Origin of the sequence: Streptomyces sp. NPDC049813 (assembly GCF_044465085.1) — a bacterium.
Lineage (GTDB): Bacteria > Actinomycetota > Actinomycetes > Streptomycetales > Streptomycetaceae > Streptomyces.
Window position 1 is genome coordinate 164,563 of record NZ_JBITLI010000003.1, and the last position, 25,561, is coordinate 190,123.

Below are 25,561 nucleotides of genomic sequence, written 5' to 3' on the forward strand. Positions count from 1 at the left end.
CGTGCGGGTCGGCCGGTCGGCCCGAGGCCGGTCAGCGGAGCAGGTAGGCCGGCAGCGGCCGGCCTTCGATGTCCTCGCGTGGCAGGGACAGGCCGAATCGAGCCTCCAAGAGCGCCAGGGTGTGGCGGTCGCGGTCCTGGGAGGATTCGCTGATGTCGTCGCGGGCGTATTCGCCCTCGCTCGTCAGCACGTCGGCGGCGATCAGTTCAGCGAGCAGGAGGTCGGGGTGGGTGCCCCACCGCCAGACCTCTTCGCCGATCCCGAAGCCGCACACGATCTCCCCGTCGCGGGCGAAGGAGAACATCGACGGCGGGTGGTCGACGCACGGATCGAGCCGGACGGCCTCGACGCCGCCGCGGGAGACGGCGGCCAGACGGTCTGCCGCGTAGGGCATGCCGTGCTCGATGGCGAAGGCCCACGGTCCTGCCTGGCCGACGCGGATGACCGCGTCGTCGTCGTGCGCCGCGTCCCACACGACGGCCATCGCCTCGTCCTCGGTGAGCGGTACGGATAGGGAGTCCGGCACACCGCCGATCCGCGCAGCCAGCTCCGGTGGGGTGATGCCCCGTACCCACACCACGGCATCCCTCCAGTCGTCTTCCTCTTCCAGCAACCACAGAATTCCGGTCATGCGGTCCCCCCTAGGAGTTCCTCGGACACCCGCACCCCGGTCAGCCGTTCGGCCGGGGCGTCACCGAGGTCATGGTCCACAGTCTGCCGCCTGGCACCGACAGGACGAGGCGGCGGACACGGCTGCGCCTCGGCGCCCGTCTGCGGGAGACTGCGGCGGTGGTGCGGGCGGTTCACCGCTCGGCGACGTATGCGGGCGAACGCATTCGACGACGTCGTAGCGCGACCACCGCCACACCCCCGGTGCGGCCGGAGTACAGGCGGGCGCGCTGCCGGTCCGCTGGTGCCGACGCCCTCCAGCCGGTAGCCGTCGGGGACGCGCGGGCCGCCCGCTTCGCCTGAGTAGGCGTACTCAGGCGTCCGCGGCCCGTCGACGGCAGGCTGGAGGCCATGGGCTCTCCTTCGGTGTGGGTCGATGGTGCGGTGGCGCTCGTTCTTGGCGCGCTGACGGCCGCGCTCCTGTTCTGGCTGGGCTGGCGTGTGCTGTTCGCCGGCGACGACTTCGGCTCCCCCGGCCCGCGCACGGCCCGGGCCGCCCGCCGCGCCGCCCAGGTCAGCGGGTGCGTGGCCGCGGTGGCCGGGAGCGGGTTGCTGGGGCTGCGGCTGTGGATCGCCGCGGCGGTACAACTGTTCCTTGCCGGGTCGGCCACCGTCCTGTTCACCGGCATCGCCGTCGAACGCCGCTGATACAGGCCCCCGGAAGCCGTTCGCTCTACGACGCATGTGGGCCGGGAGTCGAAGTCAGTGGCGCAGTGATCGGCATGTGGGGCGGGCACGTCATTCAACGGCGCTGGACGCCGTCCGCCGCCGCCGTGCTCGAGCCACCGTCGTCATGACCGGCAGAAGCAGGAACAACACGGCGCTCGCGCTGGTCAAGGCCGCTAGCACGGCCACCGCACCGCCCCCCCGCGTCAGACGCGGCCGCGACCGTCTGCGGATCGTCCGCCCGGTACCGGACGGTGAGGTGCGCGCCCACGGGGTACTTGCTGCCACCACTGCCTGGGGGCAAGGCCGCCACGACAGTGCGGTCCTGCACCTCGAAGGCGACTTTGCACTGTCCCAGCGCGCATGTGCCGCGGGTACGCATGACGGCGTCCGTACGCACACCGTCGCGGAGCGAGCGCAGATGCTGGGCCTGGGGAATCAGTATCAGGGCCGACAGTGCCCCGAGGAGCAGCCCGAGACCGAGCCACACGCGGACTTCCGTGCGGTGCTCGGCGCCTGCACGTACCGTCTCATTCACCATGGTCCCCGCTTCCGTAGGCCCTGCTCACGTGCGGGGCAACGGTAGGTGGGGCTCCGCGGCGGGGTCACCGGCTGCTGACGGCACCCCTGAGCCGGTCCAGTTGCCGGACATCGGCAGGATGGGGGTGCGCGTGATGCGCCCGTCCCCTTGCGCGGTGGGTCAGGGGAGGGTGGTCGAGACGATGAAGACCATGGGGTGGTCCGGGTTGGAGCGGTTGACCACGATGCTCTGGGTCGGGGACGGCTTCTTCTGGGTGTGGGTGAGGCCGTACCAGGGACCCGGGCCGGTGAAGTCCCAGCCGGCCACGGACCGGTCGCGGGCCGCGATCGGCAGCTCGCCGCGGTCGAGGTCGCCGGCGTCGCTGCCGATCCGCTCCAGGAACGTGTCCAGACCGTCGTCGCTGGTGAGGAACTGCGTGTACAGGCGGCTGACCTTGTAGTTGTTCGTCTCGTAGTAGGCGACGTTACGGGAGTACCCGGGGATCGGGATCTGGTAGAGCCGGCGCTGCACCTTGGACGGCCAGCCGATGGTGAGACCGGTCGCCGAGTACTTGGCCTCCTTGTCCTTGCCGCTGTTGCGGCTCTGGTTCGCGGAGATCACCAGATAACCGGCGGGGATGCCGATGAGCAGCACGATGGTCAGGAGGGTGAGCGCGCGGCGGCGGATCACCCGGCCGCGGTCCTCGGCCGGACGCGGCGGCTCCCCGTCGGGGGACGAGGGCTGACGGGGCACGGTGGTCATGGCTGGCATTTCCTGTCGCTCTGGTCTCACTGGCCCTCGGCGCCGGTGCGCGTGCGCGCGTACCTCTCGTACCGCTCGTAGCGCTCCACGCGGCGGCGCTTGGCGCGGCGGAAGCGGCGGGCGACGAGCCGGGCGAGGTCCGCGGCGCCGACCATCCCGGCCTCGGGGCCGAGCTGGGCGCGGGCGATACGGGCCTCGGGGCGGTAGCCGCGGCCGGTGAGGTGGCGCTTGAAGGCGTCGCGGGCGGGGCCGATGAGGAGGTCGTCGGCGGCGGAGACGCCCCCGCCGATGACGAAGCAGGACGGGTCGAGGGCGGCGGCCAGGTTGGCGATGCCGACGCCGAGCCACTGGCCGATGTCCTGGAGCAGCTCGACGCACATGGCGTCGCCCTCGCGGGCCAGCTCGGTGATGAGCGGGCCGGTGATGTCGGGGACGCTGCCCTTGACCCGCTCGATGATGTTGTACGCGACCGGGGAGTCGGCGGCGGCGAGCTCGCGGGCCTCGCGGACCAGCGCGTTGCCGGAGCTGTACTGCTCCCAGCAGCCGCGGTTGCCGCACGGGCAGCGGTGGCCGCCGGGGACGACCTGCATGTGGCCGAACTCGCCGGCGACGCCGAACTTGCCCCGCTTGACCTGGCCGTCCTCCAGGATCGCGCCGCCGATGCCGGTGCCGAGCGTGATCATGACGAGGTGTTCCTCGCCGCGGCCCGCGCCGAACCGCCACTCCGCCCAGGCGGCGGTGTTGGCGTCGTTGTCGACGAGGACGGGGACGGAGAGGCGGCCCGCGAGGCGGTCGCGCAGCGGCTCGTTGCGCCAGGACAGGTGCGGGGCGAACAGGACGCGGTTGCGGTCCGCGTCGACCCAGCCGGCCGCGCCGATGCCGACGGCGTGCACGTCGTGCCGGTCGGAGAGGTCGAGCACCAGCTCGGTGATGGTGTCCTCGACGACCTTCGGGCTCTTCGACTTGTCCGGCGTCTCGGCCCGCAGCGTCTCCAGGATGGCGCCGTCCGCGTCCACGACGCCCGCCATCACCTTCGTGCCGCCGATGTCGATGCCGACGGTGGGGACGCGGGGGGCCGTCAGGTGCGAGCGGCGCTCCCGGGTGCCTACCGTTCGCAGGACGGTGGCGCGGGCGCTGCCACGGTGGGCTAGGTCGCGGTAGGTGCTCATTGCGGCGATTCTGCCTCACGCCCCGGCTCCGCCGCATGCCGGGTTTCTGGGACCCCGGGGTCCCATCCCCACGCGGGGTCCCTGTCCGCGACCCGGCGGGGGCTGAGCGCGCAGTTCCCCGCGCCCCTGGGCGGTTCGTTGTCCGCCGGCCGGTGGGGGCTTGTCGCGCAGTTCCCCGCGCCCCTGAAAGGCCGTCCTTCGGCCGCCGGGCCGGTGGGGCCTCTCGCGCAGTTCCCCGCGCCCCCAGGCGGTTCGTTGTCCGCCGGCCGGTGGGGGCTTGTCGCGCAGTTCCCCGCGCCCCTGACAGGCCGCCCCTCGGCCGCCGGGCCGGTGGGGCCTCTCGCGCAGTTCCCCGCGCCCCCAAGAAGACTTTGTCTGCGGCGCCGTCGTGGTTGCTCGCGCCGTTCCCCGCGCCCCTGGGGGGCTTGCGGCTGCGCCGCTGCCTCCCAGGGCCCGAGGAGATAGCGCACGAAGTGCGCATCTCAGGGGCGCGGGGAACTGCGCGACCAGCCCCCACCGGGCCCGCAGACGAGAGCGGGGGCGCACGTAGTGCGTCTTTCGGGGGCGCGGGGAACTGCGCGGCCCGCCCCCACCGGCCCGCGGGCGGACGACTAGCCAGGGCCGCGGGGAGAGCGCGGGCCGCCCCGCCCGGTCGCGGGCTGAGGGCTGCCAGGGGTCACTTCGGGGTGTCGGGGCCGCCGAGGTGGGTCGGGGTGGGGGCGCGTTCGAGTTCGTGACGGAGGTCGTCCAGTTCGTTGCCGCCGGCCATCTGCCGGGTCAGCTCGTCGAGGGAGATCTCGTCCCGCGTATGGCTGCCCGCCATCGCCCCCCGCTTGAGCAGCACGAAACGGTCACCGACCAGATACGCGTGGTGCGGGTTGTGCGTGATGAGGACAACCCCGAGCCCCGCGTCCCGCGCCGCGGCCACGTACTTCAGGACGACCCCGGACTGCTTGACGCCGAGCGCCGCCGTCGGCTCGTCGAGCACGAGCACCTTCGCGCCGAAGTAGACGGCCCGCGCGATGGCGACACACTGGCGCTCACCACCGGAGAGCGTCCCGACGGGCTGGTCGACGTCGCGCAGGTCGATCCCCATGCGCAGGAGTTCCTCGCGGGTCGTCCGGCGCATGAACTCGACGTCCAGCCGCTTGAAGGGGCCCCGCCCCTTCGTCGGCTCCGAGCCGAGGAAGAAGTTGCGCCACACCGGCATCAGCGGCACGACGGCGAGGTTCTGGTGGACCGTGGCGATCCCCCGGTCGAGCGCCTCGCGCGGATTGGCCAGCCTGGTCTCCTCGCCCTCGATCGACAAGGCTCCCGTGTCGTGCCGGTGCAGCCCCGCGATGATCTTGATGAGGGTGGACTTGCCGGCGCCGTTGTCTCCGAGGACGCAGGTGATCTCCCCCGCGTTGACCAGCAGGGACACGTCTTCGAGCGCGCGGATGTTGCCGTAGTACTTGCTGACGCCGTCCAGTTCGACCAGCGGCGCCGCCGCTTCCTGCACCGTACTCACTTGATCGCCTCCGCGCGCTTGCGGACCCAGTGGTTGAGCAGGGTCGCGAGGAGCAGCATCGCTCCCAGGAAGAACTTGAACCAGTCCGAGTTCCACTCGGCGAACACGATGCCCTTGCTGGTCATGCCGAAGATCAGCGCGCCGATGGCGGCGCCGACCGCGGAGCCGTAGCCGCCGGTGATCAGACAGCCGCCGATGACGGCCGCGACGATGTAGATCAGCTCGTTGCCGACGCCCTCGCCGGACTGCACGACGTCGTACGAGAAGAGCAGGTGCTGGCCGGAGATCCAGGCGCCGAAGGCGACGCCCATGTACAGGCCGATCTTGGTCTTGTTGACCGGGACGCCGACCGCGCGGGCCGCGTCCAGGTCGCCGCCGACCGCGAAGATCCAGTTGCCGACGCGGGTGCGCAGCAGGATCCAGGTGGCGACCAGGATCAGGGCGAGCCACCAGACGATCGTGATCTTGAAGTCGACGCCGCCGAGGGTGAAGGTCGAGGCGAAGACGGACTTGGCGGAGGAGAAGCCCTCCATGTCGGAGATCGACTTCGTGGAGACGGTGCCGCTGATCAGCTTGGTGAAGCCGAGGTTCATGCCGGTCAGCATCAGGAAGGTGCCCAGCGTGATGATGAAGCTGGGCAGTCTCGTGCGGGTCAGCATGACCCCGTTGAAGACGCCGATGGCGAGGGTGACCAGCAGCGAGACGAGGACGCCGACCCAGGTGTTCGCCGTCATCTGGTAGCTGAACATCGACGAGATCAGGGCCGAGGACGTCACGAGGACACCGGCCGACAGGTCGAACTCGCCGCCGATCATCAGCAGCGCCACCGGGACGGCCATGATGCCGAGGGTCGAGGCCGCGTAGAGGACGGTGGCGAGGCTGGTGGCCCGCAGGAAGCTGTCCGCGAAGATCGCGAAGAAGACGAAGACGGCGACCGCGCCGACCACCGAGCCCAGCTCGGGGCGGCCCAGCAGCTTCTTCCAGGGCGAGGCCCGCAGCACTCTCTCGTCGGCGCGTGGCTCCGGAGCCGTGGTCGTCATCGTGTCCCCCGCTTCGCGTATTCCTCCAGCTTGGCGGCCTCGTCCTTGGTGACGATCTGCGGGCCGGTGTAGACCGGCTTGCCGCCGCCGAGCACGTTGGCGTTGTACCGGTAGAGCCAGAGCAGGTCCACGGCCTGGTAGCCCTGGAGGTAGGGCTGCTGGTCGACGGCGAAGCCGAGCGAGCCGTCCTTGAGGCCCTGGGCGACCTTCTCGTTCAGGTCGAACGTGTCGATCTCCGCCTTGCTCCCGGCGTCCTGCGCGGACTTCACCGCGGTGGCCGCGAAGGGCGCGCCGAGGGTGACGACGGCGTCGACGCCGGAGTCGGACTGGAGCTTGGCCTCGATGGAGGACTGCACGTCGGGCATGTTGGTGCCTTCGACGTACAGGTTCGTCATCGTGCCCTTGAAGGTCTCCTTGGCGCCCGCGCAGCGCTGCTCGTGGCCCACGTTGCCCTGCTCGTGCAGGATGCACAGGGCCTTCTTCTTGCCGCGCTTGTTCAGCTCGTCGCCGACGGCCTCGCCCGCGATCTTCTCGTCCTGGCCGATGTGGGTGAGGGCGCCGAACTCCTTGGACTCCGCGGAGCCCGAGTTCACGGTGATGACCGGGATGCCGGCCTTCTCGGCGCGGGCCACGGCCGCCTTCATCGCGGCCGGCTTGGCGAGGGTGACGATGATGCCGTCGACCTTCTTGTCGATCGCGGCGTCGACGAGCTGGGCCTGCTGGTTCGCCTCGTCGTTGTGCGAGTACAGGAAGTTGATGTTGTCCTTGAGGGCGGCCTGCTTGGCACCGCTCTGGACGATGTCCCAGAAGGTGTCGCCATCACCCGAGTGGGTGATCATCGCGAAGGTCCAGCGCGGGGTGTCCACCGCGGCCTTGCCCTGGGCGGTCCGCGCCTTCCTGGCGTCCTCCGCCCGCTTGCCGCCGGTGCTGCTGCATCCCGCCAGCGTGAGGCCGAGCGCCCCCGCAACGGCGATGCTCACCCAGGTCCGAAACCGTGCCACGAGGCCGTGCCCTTCTTGGTCTGCTGCGTCGAACACCGGGCCCGGCGCGGGGCCGGTCCCGGTGGACCGTCCACCGGTCCGTGGAGACCGCTTCGCGGTCCCAAACGCACAAGTATGAGTCACGGGGATCATCCAACGGTTCACCGGGTGCCGCGCGCGGTGTACTTCTCCAGCTGGGGCACGTCCTTCCCGGTGACGAGCGCGGGTCCGGTGAGGACGGGCCTGCCGCCGCCCAGCACGTTGCCGTTCGTCTTGTACAGCCACAGCTCGTCGACGGCCAGGTACCCCTGGAGGTAGGGCTGCTGGTCGACCGCGAAGGCGACCTCCTTCGCCTTGAGCCGCCGCACGACCTCGGCGTTCAGGTCGAAGGTGGCGATCTCCGCCTCGCTGCCCGCGTCGTCCTTCGCCTTCACGGCGAGGGCCGCGATCGGGGCGCCGAGCGCGACGATCGCGTCGATGGACTTGTCGGCCTGGAGCTTGGCCTCGATGGAGGACTGCGAGTCCGGGGCGTTGGTGCCGTCGACGTTCAGGTTCTCGACCGTGCCCTGGAACGTCTTCTTGACGCCGGCGCAGCGCTGCTCCAGCGACACGTTGCCCTGCTCGTGGATGACGCAGAGGGTCTTCTTGCGGCCTTCCTGCGCCAGTCTGGTGCCGACGGCCTCGCCGGCCACCGCCTCCTCCTGGCCGATGTGGCTGAGCGCGCCGTACTTCGGCGAGAACTCGGCGCCCGAGTTGATGGAGACCACCGGGATGCCCGCGGCCTTCGCCTTGCCGAGCACCGCCTGCATCGCCTGCGGCTTGGCGAGCGTCACGACGATCCCGTCGACCTTCTTGTCGATGGCGGCCTGGACGAGTTCGGCCTGCCCCTTGGCCTCTTTGTCGTTCGAGTAGAGGAACTCGACATTGTCCTTGGCGGCGGCCTGCTTGGCGCCGTTGCGCACGATGTCCCAGAAGGTGTCGCCCTCACCGGAGTGCGTGATCATCGCGATCTTGAGGCGGGGCGTGGAGACGCCCGCGCCCCGGTCGGCCTTGTCGGTCCTGTCCTCGGAATCCTTGCCGCCCGATCCGCTGCATCCGGCGGCGAGGGCGGCCGCCACGACGAGAGCCGCGGCCGTGCGGGAGGCGCGGGTCGTACGCGGGGTGCGGGTACCCCGTGGCGTGCCGGTCGTCCGTGCGGTCCGGGCCCTGCGCGGGGTGCGCGCTGTATGCGTCGTACGCATCGTGGAGCCACCTCTCCTCCGGCCGCGCGGTGCGGCTGGAGGAGTTTGTAGCGGGGTCCCACCGCAGCGTCAATGACTTTGTCAGAACATTCGGACCACGCCGGGAGCGGTGCCGCCCGACGGTACGGCGGCGCGCTCAGGACCGTACGAGGAGCTGGAACTCGAAGGAGTAGCGCGAGGCCCGGTAGGTGTGCGCGGCGAACTCGACCGCGCGGCCCTTGTCGTCGAAGGTCGTGCGCTCCATCGTCAGCAGCGGCGCTCCCGCCGGTTCGCCGAGGCGCTCGCCCTCGACGGCGTTGGCGGCCCGCGCGCCGACCGACTGGCGGGCGCTGTGCAGCGTGATGCCCGCCGCGCGCATCAGCCGGTACAGGCCGGTGGCCTCCAGGCGGGCGTCCTCCAGCGGGAGCAGACCGGCGGGCAGGTGGTTGCAGAGGTGGGCGACCGGCTCGCCGTGGGTGAGCCGCAACCGCTCCAGGCGGACCACCTGGTCCCCCTCGCCGACCGCGAGCGCGGCGGCGACCTCGGCGGAGGCGGGCACCAGCGCGTGGCCCAGGACCCGGGTCCTGGGGCGCTGGCCGGCGGCCTCCAGGTCGTCGTAGAGGCTGGACAGTTCCAGGGGGCGCTTGACCTGGCTGTGCACGACCTGGGTGCCGACGCCGCGGCGCCGGACGAGCAGGCCCTTGTCGACGAGGGACTGGATGGCCTGGCGCACGGTGGGCCGGGAGAGGCCGAGCCGGCCGGCCAGCTCGATCTCGTTGCCCAGCAGGCTGCCGGGGGTCAGGGCGCCGCGCTCGATCGCCGACTCCAGCTGCTGGGAGAGCTGGAAGTAGAGCGGAACCGGGCTGCTGCGGTCGACGCTGAGTTCGAGCTGGACCGTCGGGTCGGCTACGGGTTTGGCCACGGGCCGAGCGTAGCGGCGCGGGGATGTTGACGGGAAGTCCTGTAGTCAGATTGTCCGGACAAATGACAGGTCCGGGCGCGTGTATGTCCTGACAAAGGATTGACAGTATGTGGGCGGGGCGGCACGTTGGGTCCATGCGCATCGGACTCATCGGAACGGGCCGGATCGGAACCTTTCACGCGGGTGTGCTGGAGCGGTACCGGGAGGTCGGCTCGCTGGTCGTCACCGACGCCGAGCCCGCGCGGGCGCTGGCGCTCGCCGACCGGATCGGGGCGACCGCCGCGCCCGGCGTGGACGAACTCTTCGCGTGGGGCGTGGACGCCCTGGTGATCACCGCGGCCACCGCCGCCCACGCCGAGCTGATCGGCCGAGCCGCGCGGGCCGGGCTCCCGGTCTTCTGCGAGAAGCCGATCGCCCTCGACCTGCCCGGGACGCTGGCCGCGCTGCGGGAGGTCGAGGCGGCGGGCACGGTCCTGCAGCTCGGCTTCCAGCGGCGGTTCGACGCGGGGTACGCGGCCGCGCGGGAGCGGGTGCGGTCGGGCAGCCTCGGACGGCTGCACACCGTACGGGCGATGACCTCCGACCCCGCGCCGCCGCCCGCCGCGTACCTGCCGCTCTCCGGGGGGCTCTACCGGGACTGCCTCGTCCACGACTTCGACATCCTGCGGTGGGTGACCGGGCGGGAGGTCGTCGAGGTGTACGCGGCCGGGTCCGACGCGGGGCCCGCGATGTTCCGCGCGGCGGGGGACGTCGACACGGCGGCGGTCGTCCTGACCCTGGACGACGGGACGCTGGCGACGGCGACGGCCACGCGGTGCAACGGGGCCGGGTACGACGTGCGGATGGAGCTCTCCGGGGAGCGGGACACCGTCGTCGTGGGGCTCGACGACCGGACCCCGGTGGCCTCCACGGAGCCGGAGGGGCCGCCCGCCGCGGCCAAGCCGTGGGGTGGGTTTCTGGAGCGGTTCGGGGCGGCGTACGAGGCGGAGCTGAAGGCGTTCGTGGCGGTGGCCCGGGGGGAGCGGGGTAATCCGTGTGACGGGTTCGAGGCGTTGGCCGCGTTGCGGGTGGCGGAGGCGTGTGAGGTTTCCCGGGCTGAGCGGAGGGTTGTGCGGGTGGAGGAGGTGCCCGGGATTTAGGGGGGTTGTCTGTCTGCTGACGGTGCGTCGTGGCTGGGCGCGCCGTTCCCCGCGCCCCTGACGGGGCTTGGCCTGTGCGTTTGCTGATCGTGCGTCGTGGCTGAGCGCGCCGTTCCCCGCGCCCCTGACGGGGCTTGGCGTGCCCCGCGTCTCTGGTGGGGATCTACCAGGTCACCGGGAGGGTGCGGGTGCCGCGCATCAGGAGGCCGGGGAGCCAGGTGTCGGGGGTCGTGGTCAGGGTCAGGTCGGGGCAGCGGGTCAGGAGGGAGCGGAGCGCCGTGCGGCCCTCGATGCGGGCCAGCGGGGCGCCGAGGCAGAAGTGGATGCCGTGGCCGAAGGCGACGTGGCCGCGGGCGTCCCGGGTGATGTCGAAGCGGTCCGGCTCCGGGAAGCGATCCGGGTCGCGGCCCGCCGAGCCGATGCCGATCAGGACGGGCGCACCCGTCGGGATGGTGCGGCCGTCGATCTCGACCGGCTCCGCGGCGAAGCGGTGGGTCGCGGTCTCCACCGGCCCGTCGTAGCGGAGCATCTCCTCCACCGCGCCGTCCAGCAGGCTCATGTCCGCGCGCAGGGCGGCGAGCTGCTCGGGGTGCGACAGCAGCGCCCGCACGCCGTTGCCGATCAGGTTCACCGTCGTCTCGTGGCCGGCGATCAGCAGCAGGAAGGCCATGGCGCGCAGCTCGTCCGAGGAGAGTCGGTCGCCGTCCTCCGCGGTGGTCCTGATGAGCGCGCCGAGCAGGTCGTCGGCGGGCTCCGCGGCCCTCTTCTCCTCGATGAGCGCGTCGAGGAACGCGGCCAGCTCCGGGTAGACGTCCGCCTCCTCGTCACTGCTCGTCGGCGCGACCACCTGCGTCGACATGCGGCGGAAGCGGTCCCGGTCGATGTCGGGGACGCCGAGCAGCTCGCAGATGACGACGAGCGGGAGCGGGAAGGCGAGGTCGGCGATCAGGTCGGCGGAGCCTTTGGGCACCATGGCGTCGAGCAGCTCGTCCGTGATCTTCTGGATGCGCGGCGCGAGCCCGGCGACCCGGCGCGGGGTGAACTCGCGGGTGACCAGCGAGCGGAGCCTGCCGTGCTCGGGCGGGTCCGCGAAGAGCAGGTGGCGGCCGATGAGCGCGTCGTCGAAGCCCCAGGGCGGGGACTTGACGAGGCGCGGGTCGGTGAACGCGGCCCGCGCCGCCTCGTGCCCGACGATCAGCCAGAGCTCCTCGCGGGGGCCGGGTCCCGGCGTGCGCACGTGGTGCAGGGCGCCGCGCCGGCGCAGCGCGTCGTACACGGGGTACGGGTCGGCGTAGAACCCCGCGCCGTCCGTGAACGCGTCGAGGTCGACGGTCCCGCCCAGGTCTGCCATGCTCGCGTGCCTCCCGCTCTCGCCCCCGCCGCCGGCGGGCGCTCTGCCCTCACCCCCTCCAACTCCCGCCGCTCACGGTCCGTTCCCGCTTCGCGCCGCCCGTCTCCAGGAAGCGGGCGAGCGGCAGCGTGGCCGCGCCGACCGTCACCGCGTCGGTGCCGAGGCGGCCGAGTTCGACGGTGGTCTGCGCGAAGGGGTGGCGCAGCGCGTAGGCGGCGGCCGCGCGGCGCACCGGTTCGATGAGGCGGGGGCCGAGGAGCAGTCCGGCCCAGCCGGCGAGGACGATCCGCTCCGGGTTGAAGAGGTTGACCAGGTCGGCGATGCCCGCGCCGAGGAACTCGGCCGTCTCGTCCAGGAGTCGGCCGGTGCCGGGCGCGGCGAGGAGTTCCGCGAGGGCGCCTTCCTCGTCCTGCGCGGTCCAGCTGCCGCCCGTCTCCCGCCACCGCTCCAGGAGCGCCTCCGCGCCGACGTAGGCCTCCAGGCAGCCGCGCGCGCCACAGCGGCAGAGCCGTCCGCCGACCTGGAGGACGGTGTGGCCCCACTCCCCCGCGCTGCTGGAGGAGCCCTGGTAGGGCACGCCGTCGGCGATGACGCAGGCGCCGACGCCGGAGCCGATGAGGGTGATGACCGCGTTGCGGGCGCCGCGCCCCGCGCCGAACCACATCTCGGCCCGGCCGAGGGTCTTGGCGCCGTTGTCGACGAACAGCGGTACGTGCGGCGGGAGTTCGCCCGGGGCGCGCAGCATCGCCTCCAGCGGCACGGCGTCCCAGCCGACGGTCTGGCCGTGCACGACGGCACCGGACGCGCCGGAGGCATCCACGATGCCGGGGACGCCGATGCCGACCCCGATGAGCGGGGCGGGCGGTACGTCGGTGCCGGCCAGGACCTGGGTGAGGCCGCCCGCGATGAGCCGGACCACCTCGTGGGCGTCGTAGCCGCCGTGCGGGGCCGGGTCGGGCAACGGGGCGTCCACCCGGGCGAGTTCGCTCAGCGCGAGGTCGAAGAGTTCCACGCGGACCCGGGTCTCGCCGACGTCGACCCCGACGAGGTGGCCGCTGCCGGGCGCGACGCGCAGCAGGGTGCGCGGGCGTCCCCCGTCGGAGTCGACGGAGCCCGCCTCCTCGACGAGCCCGTCGGCGACGAGTTCCGCGACGACGTTGCTGACGGAGCCGGAGCTGAGGGCCGTGAGGGGGCCCAGCTCCTGTCTGCTGAGCGGTCCGTCGAAGTAGAGCTTGCCGAGCACGGTGGCCCGGTTGTTGCGGCGCAGATCGCGCACCGTCCGCCGACGTGGCCCTGCCATCCTTCGCTCCACCCCTTCGCCCCGCCCTTGGATCACGGTGTGAATTTACCGTGGCGCCCCTCGGGCCGTCGGTCGTCGGCCCCCGGTCGCCGGCCTCGGTCCCCCGGGCGCGGGCCGCCGCCGGTCAGTCGTCGAGCAGGCCCGCGTCGTGGACGAGGAGCGCGATCTGTACGCGGTTGTTGAGGTCGAGCTTGGTCATGATGCGCGAGACGTGCGCCTTGACGGTGGCGACGCTCAGGTAGAGGGTCGCGGCGATCTCCGCGTTGGAGCCGCCGCGGCCGATGCCGACGGCGACGGCCCGTTCGCGCTCCGCCAGGCCGGCCAGGCGGCGGCGGGCGCTCGCCGTGCGGACGTCTCGTCCGGAGCCGGCGGCGTGGGCGATCAGCTGGCGGGTCACGGCGGGCGAGAGCACGGGGTCCCCGGCGACGACGCTGCGGACGGCGTCGAGGATCTCGGCGGGGGTGGCGTCCTTCAGCACGAACCCGGCGGCGCCCGCGCGCAGCGCCCTGAGCACCTGCTCGTCCGCGTGGAACGTCGTGAGGACGACCACCTCGGGGGCGTCGGGGCGCTCCCGCAGCCGCTCGGTGGCGGTGAGTCCGTCCATGACCGGCATGCGGATGTCCATGAGGACGACGTCGGGCCGCAGCCGCTCGGCGGCCGCGAGCGCCTGCTCGCCGTCGGCCGCCTCGCCGGCGATCGCGATGTCCTCGGCCCCGCCCAGCATCAGCGTCAGCCCGGAGCGGACCAGCGGGTCGTCGTCGACGAGCAGCAGACGGATGGGGTTCATGGGGTCACCGTAACCAAGCCGCGAGCGGCGCCGCACGGGCCGGTCACGGGGGCCGGGGGCGGGGCGGACGGGCTGCCGTGCGGGCCGGTCACGCGGGCCAGAGGAGCCAGGCGCGGAGTGTGAAGCCGCCGGTGGGGGCGGGGCCGTGGGCGAGGTGGCCGCCCGCGAGGGTGGCGCGTTCGGTCAGACCGATCAGGCCCTGCCCGGAGCCGGGGACGTGCGGGACCTTGCCGGGCGGCGCCGGGTTGCCGATCTCGATGGTGAGGCCGTCGCCGGGGCCGCCGCGGACCGAGACGCTCACCTCGGCGCCGGGGGCGTGCTTGCGGGCGTTGGTCAGGCCCTCCTGCGCGATGCGGTAGGCGGTGCGGCCGGTGGAGGCGGGGACGGCGGCCGGGTCGGTGACGGTCTGGTCGAGGCCGACCTTCATGCCGGCCGCGCGGCACTCGGCGACCAGCGCGTCCAGGGCCGCGAGCGTGGGCTGGGGCCGGCCGGACTCCTCGCCGTGGTCCCCGGCCCGCAGCACGCCGATGATCTCGCGCAGGTCCTGCAACGCCTCGTGCGCGCTCTCCCGGATGACGCCGGCCGCGCGGGCGATCTCCGGCCGGGGCGCGTCGGGCCGGAACTCCAGGGCGCCCGCGTGCACGCTCAGCAGGGTCAGCCGGTGGGCGAGGACGTCGTGCATCTCGCGGGCGATGGCCTCGCGGGCGAGGCGCTGGGCCTGTTCGGCGCGGAGGGCCGCCTCGGTCTCGGCGCGGTGGGCGCGGTCCCGCAGCGACGCCAGGAGCTGGCGCCGGGAGCGGACGAACATGCCCCAGCCGACACAGGTGACCGCGATGATCACGGCGAAGGCGACCGTGAGCAGGTAGGGCGTGGTCGGGTCGGGGCGCAGGGCGACGAAGAGCGGGATCAGCGCGATGGAGGCGCCGGCCACCCAGCCGACGTAGCGGAACGGCCGGTGGACCGCGAGCGTGAAGATCGAGATCGCCACGGCGCCACCCGCGCTGTCGGAGATCACGCTGACGGGCACCATCGCCAGGGCGAACCCGAGCGGCCAGCGGCGGCGCAGCCAGACCGCGGCGCAGGCCAGGACGCCGACGAGCTGGTCGACGACGGCGAGGTCGTGGGAGATGTCCGGGTTCTGGTCGAGCTGGTCGGCGGCGATCATGCCGATGCCGACCGCGACCAGGAAGCAGCTGAAGTCGACGGCCCAGTCGCGCAGGGTGCGCTTGCGCCGGCCGGGGCGGCCGTCCGGGTCCAGGTCGAACTCGCCCGTGGCCGGTGCGGGCAGCCGCCGGCGCCACCACGACGGCGGCACGGCCGCCGGTTCGGGTGTCGCGGTCCGCTCCGATGGCTCCATGGTCGACAAATCTACGCAGTGCGGGGGCCGCGTACCGCCCGGGACGGACGGAAGGCGACCAAAGTCGCGCAAGACAAGACTTCGGTCGGCCGGGGGCGGGCCGGACGGCGACCCCCGCCGCACGCGCCTCGCCCCGCGGCCGATGTGCGTGGGGGGTCCGCGGGGCGAGGGTTCCGGGCATGAACAAGAAGCGATGGACGCGGGTCCTGGAGTTCGCCGGCGTGCTCGCCCTGCTCCAGGGGGTGATGGGTCTCCTCCACGAGTTCACCTCGTGGAACTCCGGCGGCTGGCTCGGCTGGGGCCTGGTCCGGCACCTCGGCTTCCTCGACGGCCGCGAGGTCTACGCCGGTGCGGCACTGGTCGTGCTCGCGCTGGCGCTGTTCGCGGCCGCCGGGAGCCTGGAGAGGCGGTGAACCGGCGGTTCAGCAGCCGTGGTCGACGAGGTCGAAGGACGCGTAGTGGTCGGAGGTGTAGTAGTCCTCCTGGCTCGCCTCGCCGGTGACGATGCGGCGGGCGCCGCGGTCGGAGGAGCCCGGCGTGATGACGGTGTACTCGTGGTAGTAGCCGGCGGACCGCGACGGCAGGACGCCCTCGCGGTTCTGGAAGACGGTGCCGTCCTGGTCGTACGGGTAGGGGCCGCCCTGCGCGATGAGGTCCAGGGTGTCGTGCGCCTGGGACGGCAGCGCGGAGTAGCAGATGTCGCCGACGGAGGCGGCGGAGGCGGCGGAGAGGGCCGGTGCGGCGGCTGCGGGGGCCGGTGCCGCCTGGGCGGCGACGGTGGCGGGGCCGCCGACGAAGAGGGCGGCGGCGAGCGCGGCGACGCTGATGAAGCGTGGGGGAATCTTCATGCCCCACAGTGGACGCGCGTAGACGGGTACACGTCAACACCAACTCCCGCTTGTTCGCCATTGGTTCACATGTCGGCCCCGCGCCGGAACTCGGCGTCCGATCGGCGCCAGCCCTCGTGCGCGGATCCCGCTGTACTCGGAAGCACAGCAACCGATGACCTCAGGAGAGCACATGGACAGCAAGGTGGCCCTGGTGACCGGCGGCAGCCGTGGCGTGGGGGCGGCGACCGCGGTGCGGCTGGCGCAGGACGGCTTCGACGTGGCGGTCACGTACGTGCAGGGCAAGGAGGCCGCCGAAGAGGTCGTGCGGCGGGTCGAGGCAGCGGGGCGACGCGGGTTCGCGGTGCGCGCGGACTCGGGCGACGCCGAGGAGGCGGCCGGTGCGGTGGCCCGGACCGTGGAGCGGTTCGGGCGGCTCGACGTCCTCGTCAACAACGTCGGCGTCGGGGTGCTGGCTCCGCTGGAGAGCCTCTCGCTCGCCGACGTGGACCGGGTCCTCGCCGTCAACGTCCGCGGCGTCTTCCTCGCCGCGCAGGCCGCGGCACCGGTACTGGGCGAGGGCGGCCGCATCATCACGATCGGCACCTGCATGACCAAGCACGTGCCGGGCCCCGGCGGCACGCTCTACGCGATGAGCAAGTCGGCCCTGATCGGCCTGACGAAGGCGCTGGCACGGGAGCTGGGCGGCCGGGGCATCACGGCGAACATCGTCCACCCGGGCCCGGTCGACACGGACATGAACCCGGCGGACGGCCCGTACGCGGCGGGGCAGGCGCAGGCCACGGCGCTCGGCCGGTTCGCCGCGGCGGACGAGGTGGCCCGGACGGTGGCCCATCTGGCGGGCCCCGCGGCCACCTACGTCACGGGCGCGGAGCTGGCGGTGGACGGCGGGCACGCCGCGTAGGGCGACACGGCGATGCGGGGCACACCGGTGCTGTCAGGCCGGTGTGCCCCGCAGGTCTTGCCGGGGTGCCGATCAGGCGCCCAGCTCCGCTCGGCGGGCGGCGAGTTGCGACGCGCCCTGCTCGGTCAGCGAACCGAACAGACGCAGCCGCGAGATGCCGCCGTCGGGGAAGATGTCGATGCGGGCGTGGGTGCCGACCGCCGGGGTGTCGAGTACGAAGCGGTGGTTGGTGTCGGGCTGCAGGCGGGTGCGGGGCAGCACCTCGACCCAGTCGCCGTCGGCACCGTCCTTGACGGACACGGAGGCCCAGCCGGCCGAGTTGCCCTTCAGGTACGCCGTGTCGATCTCCAGGGCGCGGATCTGCGCCTGCGCGACGAGCTGGTAGCGGATCCAGTCGTTGCCGTCGTCGCGGCGGCGCCGGGTCTCCCAGCCGTCGTCCATCTTGCGGGAGTAGCCCGGCTGGATGGTGTTGGAGGCGGGCGAGTAGAAGAGGTTCGAGGCGTCCTCGGCGTGGCCGCCGTTGGCGAGCGCGACGACGTCGAACGTGCCGAGGGTGGCGAGCCACTCCGGGTCGGGGACGACCTCGCCGTGCACGCGCAGGCGGGCGATGCCGCCGTCGGGGTGCTGGTTGACGCGCAGGTGCGTGAAGCGCTGCTCGACGTCGACGGCGAAGCCGTTGGCCGCGTGGCCGCCGACCGCCGTGCGCGGGACGAGGGTCGTCCACTTCACGTCGGGGGCGAGCAGTTCCTCGGGCGTCGGGGCGCCGGCCACCGAGGTCGCCTCGACGGAGACGGCCTGCGGGTAGTTGCCGCGGAAGTGGGCGGTGTCGACGACGATGCCGCGGATCACGCCGGGGGCGCCGAGCCGGACGAGCGCCCAGTCGTGGTCCTCGGCGGTGGGCCAGGGGTGCTGGGGGCCCGTGCCGCGGCGGCGGCGGGTCTCCCAGCCGTCCATGATCTTGCCCTTGTGACCGAAGTGCTCCGGGTCGAACTCGGCGCGCTCGGCGACGAGGAGGTTCTCGCGCTGGGCGAAGAACTCGTCGTTCGCGGCGATCACCCCGGCGCCGAGCGTGCGCGCGGCGAGGTCGGCGTACCGGGTGAAGGGGAAGTCCGCGGTGCGGTAGTCGGCGTACGGGTCGCCGCCGCCGTACGGGCTGGCGTCACCGGTGAAGCGGGGTATTTCGGAGGATGCGGCCACGGTCTTACTTGGTCCTTTCGAGCAGCTTGCCCTGCGGGGCGGTGAACTCGCCGTCGGCGACGATGCGTTCGCCGCGCAGCCAGGTCGACTTGACGACGCCGTGCAGCGTCTTGCCCGCGTACGCGGTGACGCGGTTGCGGTGCTGGAGCGCGGCCGGGTCGACGGTGAAGGTCTCGTCGGGTGCGAGCACCGCGAAGTCGGCGTCGCGGCCGGCGGCGATGGCGCCCTTGCGGTCGTCGAGGCCGACCAGCTCGGAGGTGCGCGCCGACATCCAGCGGACCACGTCGTCGAGCGAGTAGCCCCGAGCGCGGGCGGCGGTCCAGATGGCGGAGAGGCTGAGCTGGAGGCCGGAGATGCCGCCCCACGCGGTGGCGAAGTCGTCGGTCTTCAGGTCGGCGGTGGACGGCGAGTGGTCGGTGACGACGCAGTCGATGGTGCCGTCGGCGAGCGCCTGCCAGAGCAGGTCCTGGTTGGCGGCCTCGCGGATCGGCGGGCAGCACTTGAACTCGCTGGCGCCGTCCGGGACCTCCTCGGCGGTGAGCGTGAGGTAGTGCGGGCACGTCTCGACGGTCAGCTTGACGCCCTCGGCCTTGGCGGCGGCGATCAGCGGCAGCGCGTCGGAGGAGGACAGGTGGAGGATGTGGACGCGGGCGCCGATCCGCTTCGCGGTGTCGATGAGCCCCTTGATCGCGGTGTCCTCGGAGATACGGGGCCGGGTCGCGAGGTAGTCGTCGTACTTGGGGCCGCTGGTGTGCGGGGCGACGTCCAGCTCGTGCGGGTCCTCGGCGTGCACGATGAGCAGTCCCCCATCAGCACCAAAGCCCGCGATCTCCGCCATGGAGGCGGTGAGCCGCTCACTGTCCAGGTGCGGGAACTCGTCCACACCGGACGGCGACAGGAAGCACTTGAAGCCGAAGACGCCGGCGTCGTGCAGCGGGCGCAGGTCCTTGACGTTGTCGGGCAGGGCGCCGCCCCAGAAGCCGACGTCGATGTGGGCCTTGGCCGCGGCGACCTCCTGCTTGGTGCGGAGGTTGTCGACGCTGGTGGTGGGCGGCAGCGAGTTGAGCGGCATGTCGACGAGGGTGGTGATGCCACCGGCCGCGGCGGCGCGGGTGGCGGTCCAGAAGCCCTCCCACTCGGTGCGGCCGGGGTCGTTCACGTGGACGTGCGTGTCCACGATGCCGGGCAGCAGCGCGTGGTCGCCGAAGTCCTCGAGACGGGCGCCCGCCGGGACCTCCGCGTCGTGGTCGAGCACCGCGACGATCTTCCCGCCCGCGACGGCGACCGACGCGGGCCGCGTACCGTCGGGGGTGACGACGCGGGTCGAGCGCAGCACCAGTTCGACTTCGGCCTCCGACACTCCGGACCTCCTCGTATTTCAACGTTCTGTTGAAGGTTCTCTCCGAGGAGTTTTGCCTCCTCGATCGCGGTCCGTCAAGGGTCGGCGGGCCGCACCGCATGTCCGGAACGGGCTCCCGCGGGCACCCTAGACGTTTCCACAAAGTGAAATTATGATTCCGGTAGGCAGAATGTAGCTACCGACGAACTTCAGGGTCAAGGGATCACCGGCCGGGGATGCGCCGGTAGGCTGCACCCCCGCCAGCTTGTCCTCGAAAGGAACGCGCCGTGCCGACGTCCGACGCCAGCACCACTGATGCCGCCAAGTCCGCGCCCAGCGGTGGTGTCCAGTCCCTCGAGCGCGCCTTCGACCTCCTGGAGCGGATGGCCGACGCCGGCGGCGAGGTGGGCCTCAGCGAGCTCTCCGCGAGCAGCGGCCTGCCCCTGCCCACCATCCACCGCCTGATGCGCACGCTGGTCGCCTGCGGGTACGTGCGCCAGCAGCCCAACCGACGCTACGCGCTCGGCCCCCGGCTGATCCGTCTCGGCGAGTCCGCGTCGCGGCTGCTCGGCACGTGGGCCCGGCCGTATCTCGCACGACTCGTGGAGGAGACCGGCGAGACGGCGAACATGGCGCTGCTCGACGGGGACGAGATCGTGTACGTCGCCCAGGTGCCGTCCAAGCACTCGATGCGGATGTTCACCGAGGTGGGGCGCCGGGTGCTGCCGCACTCCACCGGCGTGGGCAAGGCGCTGCTCGCGCATGCTCCGGCCGGTGAGGTGCGGTCGCTGCTCGCGCGCACGGGGATGCCTGCGGCGACCGAGAAGACGATCACCACGGCTGACGGGTTTCTCGACGCGCTCGAGGAGGTGCGGCGGCTGGGGTATGCCGTCGACGACAACGAGCAGGAGATCGGGGTGCGGTGCCTTGCCGTGCCCGTGCCTGACTCGCCCACGGCCGCGGCGATCTCCATCTCCGGGCCCGCGGGGCGGGTCACCGAGGCCGCCACGGACAAGATCGTCCCCGTCCTGCAACAGGTCGCCCAGGAACTCTCCGAGGCCCTGGCCAGCTCAGCCGCCACGCCCTGACCCGGCCCAGAGCTCCCCGCGCCCCTAGGTAGTTCGTTGCCCGCGGGCCGGTGCGGGCTGGTCGCGCAGTTCCCCGCGCCCCTGATGGGTCGCCTCTCGGCCACCCGCCCGGTGGGGGCTGAGCGCGCAGTTCCCCGCGCCCCTGGGCGGTTTGTTGTCCGCGGGCCGGTGGGGCTTCTCGCGCAGTTCCCCGCGCCCCCAAGAAGACTTTGTCTGCGGCGCCGTCGTGGTTGCTCGCGCCGTTCCCCGCGCCCCTGGGGGCTTGCGGCTGCGCCGCTGCCCCCCCAGGGCCCGATGAGACAGCGCACGCAGTGCGCCTCTCAGGGGCGCGGGGAACTGCGCGACCAACCCCCACCGGACCCGCACACGAAAACCGGGGCGCACGCAGTGCGCCTCTCAGGGGCGCGGGGAACTGCGCGACCAGCCCCCACCGGACCCGCACACGAAAACCGGGGCGCACGCAGTGCGCCTTTCAGGGGCGCGGGGAACTGCGCGGCCCGGCCCCGCCGGGGTCGGGGGCGAAAACGGGGGCCCGGGGGCGACCGCGGGGTGGGTCAATCCCGGCCGGCCCCGAACAGTTCTACCGCCCCCCGCACCTGACCCAGCGCCCCACCAAGCGCACTCATCGACCCAATAGCCCCCGCAACCAACAACAACGACCGCCGCAACCGCGGCACCTCAGGACACCCGCCCCGCGCCATCGCGTCGAGCGCCGCCAGCTCCTCCTCCGCGATCCCGCGATCGGGAAACTCCGCCGGATGCGCGGCCAGCTCCCGCCGCAGCCGCGCGACGGCCGCCCGCAGCTCCACCACCCGCGGATCCTCGTCACTGCCGGTCATCGGAGTCCGCCCCCGCGTCTGCCGCCGTCTGTGCTCCACACTCCGCGTCACAGGTCCCCCTCCGCACAGCGTTGTGCGCCTGTCGTACGACTTCGGTGCAGACCCGCGCCGCGTGCGCCCGCGCACTCAACTCGGGCTGATGGGCGCCTAGTTAACGCCACGATCCCCCTTTCGCGCCAGTCCGTTGCGTAAGGCAACTCCACCGCCGCGGGCACCCCGCGAGCCGGTGCGGTATGCAGGGGGCATGACGACTGGAGAGACGGACGAGGTGGCCGGGCTGCTGCTCGCCGCGGGCGGCGGCCGACGGCTCGGCGGCCGCCCCAAGGCCCTGCTGCCGCACCGCGGGCGACCGCTCGTGGACCACGCGGTGCGGATGCTGCGCGAGGGGGGATGCGGACCGCTGCACGTGGTACTCGGAGCGGCGGCGGACGACGTACGGGCGCAGGCGGGTCTGGAGGGATGCGTGATCGTGGAGAACCCCGGATGGCGGTCGGGCATGGGGTCGTCCCTGCGGGCGGGCCTGGACTCGCTGGCCGGCACCGGCGCGCGCGCCGCCCTCGTCCTGCTCGTGGACCAGCCGGGGATCGGCGCCGCCGCGGTGGCCCGGGTCCGCGCGGCGTACCGCTCACCCGCGACCCTGGCGGCGGCCGCGTACGACGGCGACCGCGGCCACCCGGTCCTGTTCGGCCGTGACCACTGGGCGGGGATCGCGGCGGGCGCGGACGGCGACCGGGGGGCGCGGGCCTACCTCAAGGAGCACGCGGCGGCCGTCGGCCTCGTCGAGTGCGGGGACGTGGCCGAGGCGTACGACATCGACACCGAGGAGGACCTCCGCCACCTGGAGTGAGAGACGTGGCACCGAGCGCCACGTTCTGTCGACTCAGAGAATCTCGATATCAACAAACGATTGAACTTCCACGATAAGGAAACTAATATCCACTGACGAGAAGGGCCGGCCCCCGGTCATGGGGGCAGCAGCCGTACCCAGGCGCCCTGGCACTCCGTGCCTTTCACGCCGCCGCTCGCTGAAGGAAGTGACAGCCTCATGTCCGCACCAGCGCCGTCCCCGCTGGCCATCGTCGACGCCGCGCCCCTGCCCCGGCAGGACGAGGTGCTCACCGATGCGGCCCTCGCCTTCGTGGCCGAGCTGCACCGGCTGTTCACGCCCCGGCGTGACGAGCTCCTCGCCCGCCGTGCCGAGCGCCGCGCCGAGATCGCCCGCACCTCCACGCTCGACTTCCGCCCGGAGACCGCCGCGATCCGCGCGGACGACTCCTGGAAGGTCGCTCCCGCTCCCGCCGCCCTGAACGACCGCCGCGTCGAGATCACCGGCCCCACCGACCGCAAGATGACGATCAACGCACTCAACTCGGGGGCGAAGGTCTGGCTCGCCGACTTCGAGGACGCCTCGGCGCCGACCTGGGAGAACGTGATCGGCGGTCAGCTGAACCTGACCTCGGCGTACGACCGCTCCATCGACTTCACCGACGAGCGCACCGGCAAGTCGTACGCGCTCAAGGACGCCGACCAGCTCGCCACGGTCGTCATGCGCCCGCGCGGCTGGCACCTGAACGAGCGCCACCTGGTCGACACCGACGGCAAGCCGGTCCCCGGCGCCCTCGTCGACTTCGGCCTCTACTTCTTCCACAACGCCAAGCGCCTCATCGAGCTCGGCAAGGGCCCCTACTTCTACCTCCCGAAGACGGAGTCGTACCTGGAGGCCCGCCTCTGGAACGAGATCTTCGTCTTCGCCCAGGACTACGTCGGCATCCCGCAGGGCACCGTCCGCGCCACCGTCCTCATCGAGACGATCACGGCCGCGTACGAGATGGAGGAGATCCTCTACGAGCTGCGCGACCACGCCAGCGGGCTCAACGCGGGCCGCTGGGACTACCTCTTCTCCATCGTCAAGAACTTCCGTGACGGCGGCGAGAAGTTCGTCCTGCCGGACCGCAACCTCGTGACGATGACCGCCCCCTTCATGCGGGCGTACACCGAGCTGCTCGTCCGCACCTGCCACAAGCGCGGCGCGCACGCGATCGGCGGCATGGCCGCGTTCATCCCGTCCCGCAAGGACGCGGAGGTCAACAAGGTCGCGTTCGAGAAGGTCAAGAACGACAAGGACCGGGAGGCCGGCGACGGCTTCGACGGCTCCTGGGTCGCCCACCCCGACCTCGTGCCGATCGCCATGGAGTCCTTCGACAAGGTCCTCGGCGACAAGCCGAACCAGAAGGAGCGGCTGCGCGAGGACGTCTCCGTCGCCCCCGGTGACCTGATCGCCATCGACTCGCTCGACGCGAAGCCCACGTACGACGGGCTCGTCAACGCGGTCCAGGTCGGCATCCGGTACATCGAGGCGTGGCTGCGCGGTCTCGGCGCCGTCGCGATCTTCAACCTCATGGAGGACGCGGCCACCGCGGAGATCTCCCGGTCGCAGATCTGGCAGTGGATCAACGCGGGTGTCGTCTTCGACGACGGGCGGGCCGCCACGGCCGACCTCGCTCGTGAGGTCGCCGCGCAGGAACTCGCCGCCATCCGCGCCGAGATCGGCGAGGACGCCTTCGCGGCGGGCAGGTGGCAGCAGGCCCATGACCTGCTGCTCCAGGTTTCCCTGGACGCGGACTACGCGGACTTCCTGACGCTCCCCGCCTACGAGCAGCTCCGCTGACCGACCCGCTGCCCAGGCCCCCGGCACCGTCTGGTGCCGGGGGCTTCTGCGTCGTCCGGCGCGGGCCGGTGGGGCGGCTCGCGCAGTTCCCCGCGCCCCGGACATGCGCGCTGGGTGCGCCGTCTTTTGAGTGCGACTCTCGTCGTGGCTGGTCGCGCAGTTCCCCGCGCCCCCGAGATGCGCACTGCGTGCGACATCTCCCCGGGGAAGGCTGCGCGCAGCGCATGCCTTCAGGGGCGCGGGGAACTGCGCGACCAGCCACGACGGCGGCGCACCGGCACACCGAGCCGCAGCCAGGTCACCCCAGGTGCCCGGACCAATCCCGCTCCGCCGAAGGCTTCCCGTGCAGGTCCGGGACCCGCTTCAACCAGGCGGGACGCCCCCGCTCCGTCGCGGCGGCGCGCCGCGCATCCGCCGCCGCCAACTCGTCCCGCGACGGAAAATCGGTGGGCAGCCACGCGGCAGAGGAACGGGCCCGGGCCAGCAAGTAGGAGACGTACGCGCCCCGCGCCTCCTCCGGCGTCGCGAAGTCGGTGAGCCACGCGTCGGGGACGAGGGCGAGCACCTCGCGCAGGAGCCCCTCCGTCACCCTGGGGACCAGCTCCGCGTCGGCGGCCCGCGTGTCGGGCCCGTACCCCCCGAGCGCGTGATGCCGGAAGTCGTACGCCTTGTCGGGGGCGGCCCCGTCCCAGCGGTGGTGGAAGACGAGCGCCGCGCCGTGGTCGATCAGCCACAGCCGCGGCACGGCCGTGCCGAAGGTGGGCCAGACCATGAGATTCGAGCTGTGCACCGTCCGGTCGACGTTGACGGTGAGCGCGTCGAGCCAGACGATCCGGCCGGCCTCCAGCGGGTCGACCGGGAAGGCGGCCGCGAGGTCCGGCGTGAGGTCCGCGGCGCCCGGCAGGAAGTCCATGCCGAGGTTGAGCCCCGCGCTCGCCCGCAGCAGGTCCTGGACCTCCTGGTGCGGCTCGTCGGCGGCGACCGCCGGGTCGAAGTGGGCGAGGACCAGCTCCGGGAAGCGCAGACCGAGCCGGCGGGCCAGCTCGCCGACGACGATCTCGGCGACGAGGGCCTTCACGCCCTGTGCGGACCCGGTGAACTTCAGGACGTACGTCCCCAGGTCGTCGGCCTCCACCACACCGGGTACGGAACCTCCGGTGTGCAGCGGGTTCACGTACCGGGTGGCGGTGACTTCTCTGAGCACGCCGCCAGGCTATACGGGCCGCCCGGCCCCGCCGGGGAGGGGACCGGGGTTCTCGTTTTGGCATGTCCCCTCTGTGATCCAT

At 72.6% G+C, this 25,561-nt stretch carries 25 protein-coding genes; 7 read left to right on the forward strand and 18 right to left on the reverse strand.

Going from position 1 to position 25,561, the window contains the following annotated elements; all coding sequences use genetic code 11:
* Nucleotides 1-31: 31 nt before the first annotated feature.
* Nucleotides 32-631 carry a DUF6461 domain-containing protein gene (locus ACIBW6_RS08270; protein ID WP_399057998.1) on the reverse strand — a complete coding sequence of 200 codons (600 nt, stop codon included), beginning with the start codon at nucleotides 629-631 and terminating at the stop codon, nucleotides 32-34.
* A 389-nt stretch (nucleotides 632-1,020) separates the two neighbouring features.
* Here ACIBW6_RS08270 and ACIBW6_RS08275 point away from each other — a divergent pair, with 389 nt between their 5' ends.
* Complete coding sequence (locus ACIBW6_RS08275) at nucleotides 1,021-1,317, forward strand: hypothetical protein (RefSeq protein WP_399058000.1); 297 nt, start codon at nucleotides 1,021-1,023, stop codon at nucleotides 1,315-1,317.
* A gap of 94 nt (nucleotides 1,318-1,411) precedes the next feature.
* Here the strand turns inward: ACIBW6_RS08275 and ACIBW6_RS08280 are convergent, their stop codons facing one another.
* From ACIBW6_RS08280 to ACIBW6_RS08315, 8 genes are all read right to left on the reverse strand, one after another.
* Entirely contained in the window at nucleotides 1,412-1,876 is a 465-nt protein-coding gene (locus ACIBW6_RS08280) for a hypothetical protein (protein ID WP_399058002.1), read from the reverse strand.
* 159 nt (nucleotides 1,877-2,035) lie between these two features.
* Complete coding sequence (locus ACIBW6_RS08285) at nucleotides 2,036-2,617, reverse strand: sugar kinase (protein WP_399058004.1); 582 nt, start codon at nucleotides 2,615-2,617, stop codon at nucleotides 2,036-2,038.
* Nucleotides 2,618-2,643: 26 nt separating this feature from the next.
* A complete protein-coding gene (locus tag ACIBW6_RS08290; RefSeq protein ID WP_399058006.1) occupies nucleotides 2,644-3,786 on the reverse strand; it encodes an ROK family glucokinase in 1,143 nt (380 codons plus the stop codon).
* Nucleotides 3,787-4,462: 676 nt separating this feature from the next.
* Complete coding sequence (locus ACIBW6_RS08295; RefSeq protein WP_399058786.1) at nucleotides 4,463-5,326, reverse strand: ATP-binding cassette domain-containing protein; 864 nt, start codon at nucleotides 5,324-5,326, stop codon at nucleotides 4,463-4,465.
* Entirely contained in the window at nucleotides 5,293-6,336 is a 1,044-nt protein-coding gene (locus tag ACIBW6_RS08300; RefSeq protein WP_399058008.1) for an ABC transporter permease, read from the reverse strand. The genes ACIBW6_RS08295 and ACIBW6_RS08300 overlap by 34 nt, the downstream gene beginning before the upstream one ends.
* Nucleotides 6,333-7,337: a sugar ABC transporter substrate-binding protein gene (locus tag ACIBW6_RS08305; protein WP_399058010.1), complete on the reverse strand. Its 1,005-nt coding sequence runs from the start codon at nucleotides 7,335-7,337 to the stop codon at nucleotides 6,333-6,335. Before ACIBW6_RS08305 ends, ACIBW6_RS08300 begins: the two co-directional genes overlap by 4 nt.
* 140 nt (nucleotides 7,338-7,477) lie before the next feature.
* Complete coding sequence (locus ACIBW6_RS08310) at nucleotides 7,478-8,557, reverse strand: sugar ABC transporter substrate-binding protein (protein ID WP_399058012.1); 1,080 nt, start codon at nucleotides 8,555-8,557, stop codon at nucleotides 7,478-7,480.
* Nucleotides 8,558-8,693: 136 nt separating this feature from the next.
* Nucleotides 8,694-9,458 (reverse strand): GntR family transcriptional regulator, encoded by a 765-nt coding sequence (locus ACIBW6_RS08315; protein ID WP_399058014.1) that lies wholly within the window; start codon nucleotides 9,456-9,458, stop codon nucleotides 8,694-8,696.
* A gap of 134 nt (nucleotides 9,459-9,592) precedes the next feature.
* Here ACIBW6_RS08315 and ACIBW6_RS08320 point away from each other — a divergent pair, with 134 nt between their 5' ends.
* Entirely contained in the window at nucleotides 9,593-10,597 is a 1,005-nt protein-coding gene (locus tag ACIBW6_RS08320) for a Gfo/Idh/MocA family oxidoreductase (protein ID WP_399058016.1), read from the forward strand.
* Nucleotides 10,598-10,760: 163 nt separating this feature from the next.
* Here ACIBW6_RS08320 and ACIBW6_RS08325 read toward each other — a convergent pair whose 3' ends face one another.
* From ACIBW6_RS08325 to ACIBW6_RS08340, 4 genes are all read right to left on the reverse strand, one after another.
* Nucleotides 10,761-11,948 (reverse strand): cytochrome P450, encoded by a 1,188-nt coding sequence (locus ACIBW6_RS08325; RefSeq protein ID WP_399058018.1) that lies wholly within the window; start codon nucleotides 11,946-11,948, stop codon nucleotides 10,761-10,763.
* 49 nt (nucleotides 11,949-11,997) lie between these two features.
* Nucleotides 11,998-13,248, reverse strand: coding sequence for an ROK family protein (locus ACIBW6_RS08330; RefSeq protein ID WP_399058020.1), 1,251 nt, complete (start codon nucleotides 13,246-13,248; stop codon nucleotides 11,998-12,000).
* A 124-nt stretch (nucleotides 13,249-13,372) separates the two neighbouring features.
* A complete protein-coding gene (locus ACIBW6_RS08335; protein WP_399058022.1) occupies nucleotides 13,373-14,035 on the reverse strand; it encodes a response regulator in 663 nt (220 codons plus the stop codon).
* An 88-nt stretch (nucleotides 14,036-14,123) separates the two neighbouring features.
* Nucleotides 14,124-15,392: a histidine kinase gene (locus ACIBW6_RS08340; RefSeq protein ID WP_399058024.1), complete on the reverse strand. Its 1,269-nt coding sequence runs from the start codon at nucleotides 15,390-15,392 to the stop codon at nucleotides 14,124-14,126.
* A 179-nt stretch (nucleotides 15,393-15,571) separates the two neighbouring features.
* Here ACIBW6_RS08340 and ACIBW6_RS08345 point away from each other — a divergent pair, with 179 nt between their 5' ends.
* Nucleotides 15,572-15,805, forward strand: a complete 234-nt coding sequence (locus ACIBW6_RS08345; RefSeq protein WP_399058026.1) for a hypothetical protein — start codon at nucleotides 15,572-15,574, stop codon at nucleotides 15,803-15,805.
* 9 nt (nucleotides 15,806-15,814) lie between these two features.
* Here ACIBW6_RS08345 and ACIBW6_RS08350 read toward each other — a convergent pair whose 3' ends face one another.
* Nucleotides 15,815-16,240, reverse strand: a complete 426-nt coding sequence (locus ACIBW6_RS08350; RefSeq protein WP_399058028.1) for a ribonuclease — start codon at nucleotides 16,238-16,240, stop codon at nucleotides 15,815-15,817.
* A 172-nt stretch (nucleotides 16,241-16,412) separates the two neighbouring features.
* Here ACIBW6_RS08350 and ACIBW6_RS08355 point away from each other — a divergent pair, with 172 nt between their 5' ends.
* Nucleotides 16,413-17,144: an SDR family oxidoreductase gene (locus tag ACIBW6_RS08355; RefSeq protein ID WP_399058030.1), complete on the forward strand. Its 732-nt coding sequence runs from the start codon at nucleotides 16,413-16,415 to the stop codon at nucleotides 17,142-17,144.
* A gap of 72 nt (nucleotides 17,145-17,216) precedes the next feature.
* Here ACIBW6_RS08355 and alc read toward each other — a convergent pair whose 3' ends face one another.
* Entirely contained in the window at nucleotides 17,217-18,341 is a 1,125-nt protein-coding gene (gene alc / locus ACIBW6_RS08360) for an allantoicase (RefSeq protein ID WP_399058032.1), read from the reverse strand.
* A 4-nt stretch (nucleotides 18,342-18,345) separates the two neighbouring features.
* A complete protein-coding gene (gene allB / locus ACIBW6_RS08365; protein ID WP_399058034.1) occupies nucleotides 18,346-19,701 on the reverse strand; it encodes an allantoinase AllB in 1,356 nt (451 codons plus the stop codon).
* A gap of 266 nt (nucleotides 19,702-19,967) precedes the next feature.
* Between allB and ACIBW6_RS08370 the strand changes: the two genes are divergently transcribed.
* Nucleotides 19,968-20,768 (forward strand): IclR family transcriptional regulator, encoded by an 801-nt coding sequence (locus ACIBW6_RS08370; RefSeq protein WP_399058036.1) that lies wholly within the window; start codon nucleotides 19,968-19,970, stop codon nucleotides 20,766-20,768.
* Nucleotides 20,769-21,322: 554 nt separating this feature from the next.
* Here the strand turns inward: ACIBW6_RS08370 and ACIBW6_RS08375 are convergent.
* A complete protein-coding gene (locus tag ACIBW6_RS08375; RefSeq protein ID WP_399058038.1) occupies nucleotides 21,323-21,607 on the reverse strand; it encodes a DUF5955 family protein in 285 nt (94 codons plus the stop codon).
* Between the two features lie 244 nt (nucleotides 21,608-21,851).
* Between ACIBW6_RS08375 and ACIBW6_RS08380 the strand changes: the two genes are divergently transcribed.
* Nucleotides 21,852-22,454: an NTP transferase domain-containing protein gene (locus tag ACIBW6_RS08380; RefSeq protein ID WP_399058040.1), complete on the forward strand. Its 603-nt coding sequence runs from the start codon at nucleotides 21,852-21,854 to the stop codon at nucleotides 22,452-22,454.
* A gap of 198 nt (nucleotides 22,455-22,652) precedes the next feature.
* Nucleotides 22,653-24,275 (forward strand): malate synthase A, encoded by a 1,623-nt coding sequence (gene aceB / locus ACIBW6_RS08385; protein WP_399058042.1) that lies wholly within the window; start codon nucleotides 22,653-22,655, stop codon nucleotides 24,273-24,275.
* Between the two features lie 298 nt (nucleotides 24,276-24,573).
* Here aceB and ACIBW6_RS08390 read toward each other — a convergent pair whose 3' ends face one another.
* On the reverse strand, nucleotides 24,574-25,479 hold the full coding sequence (locus ACIBW6_RS08390) for a HipA family kinase (protein WP_399058044.1): 906 nt from the start codon (nucleotides 25,477-25,479) through the stop codon (nucleotides 24,574-24,576).
* Between the last annotated feature and the right edge of the window lie 82 nt (nucleotides 25,480-25,561).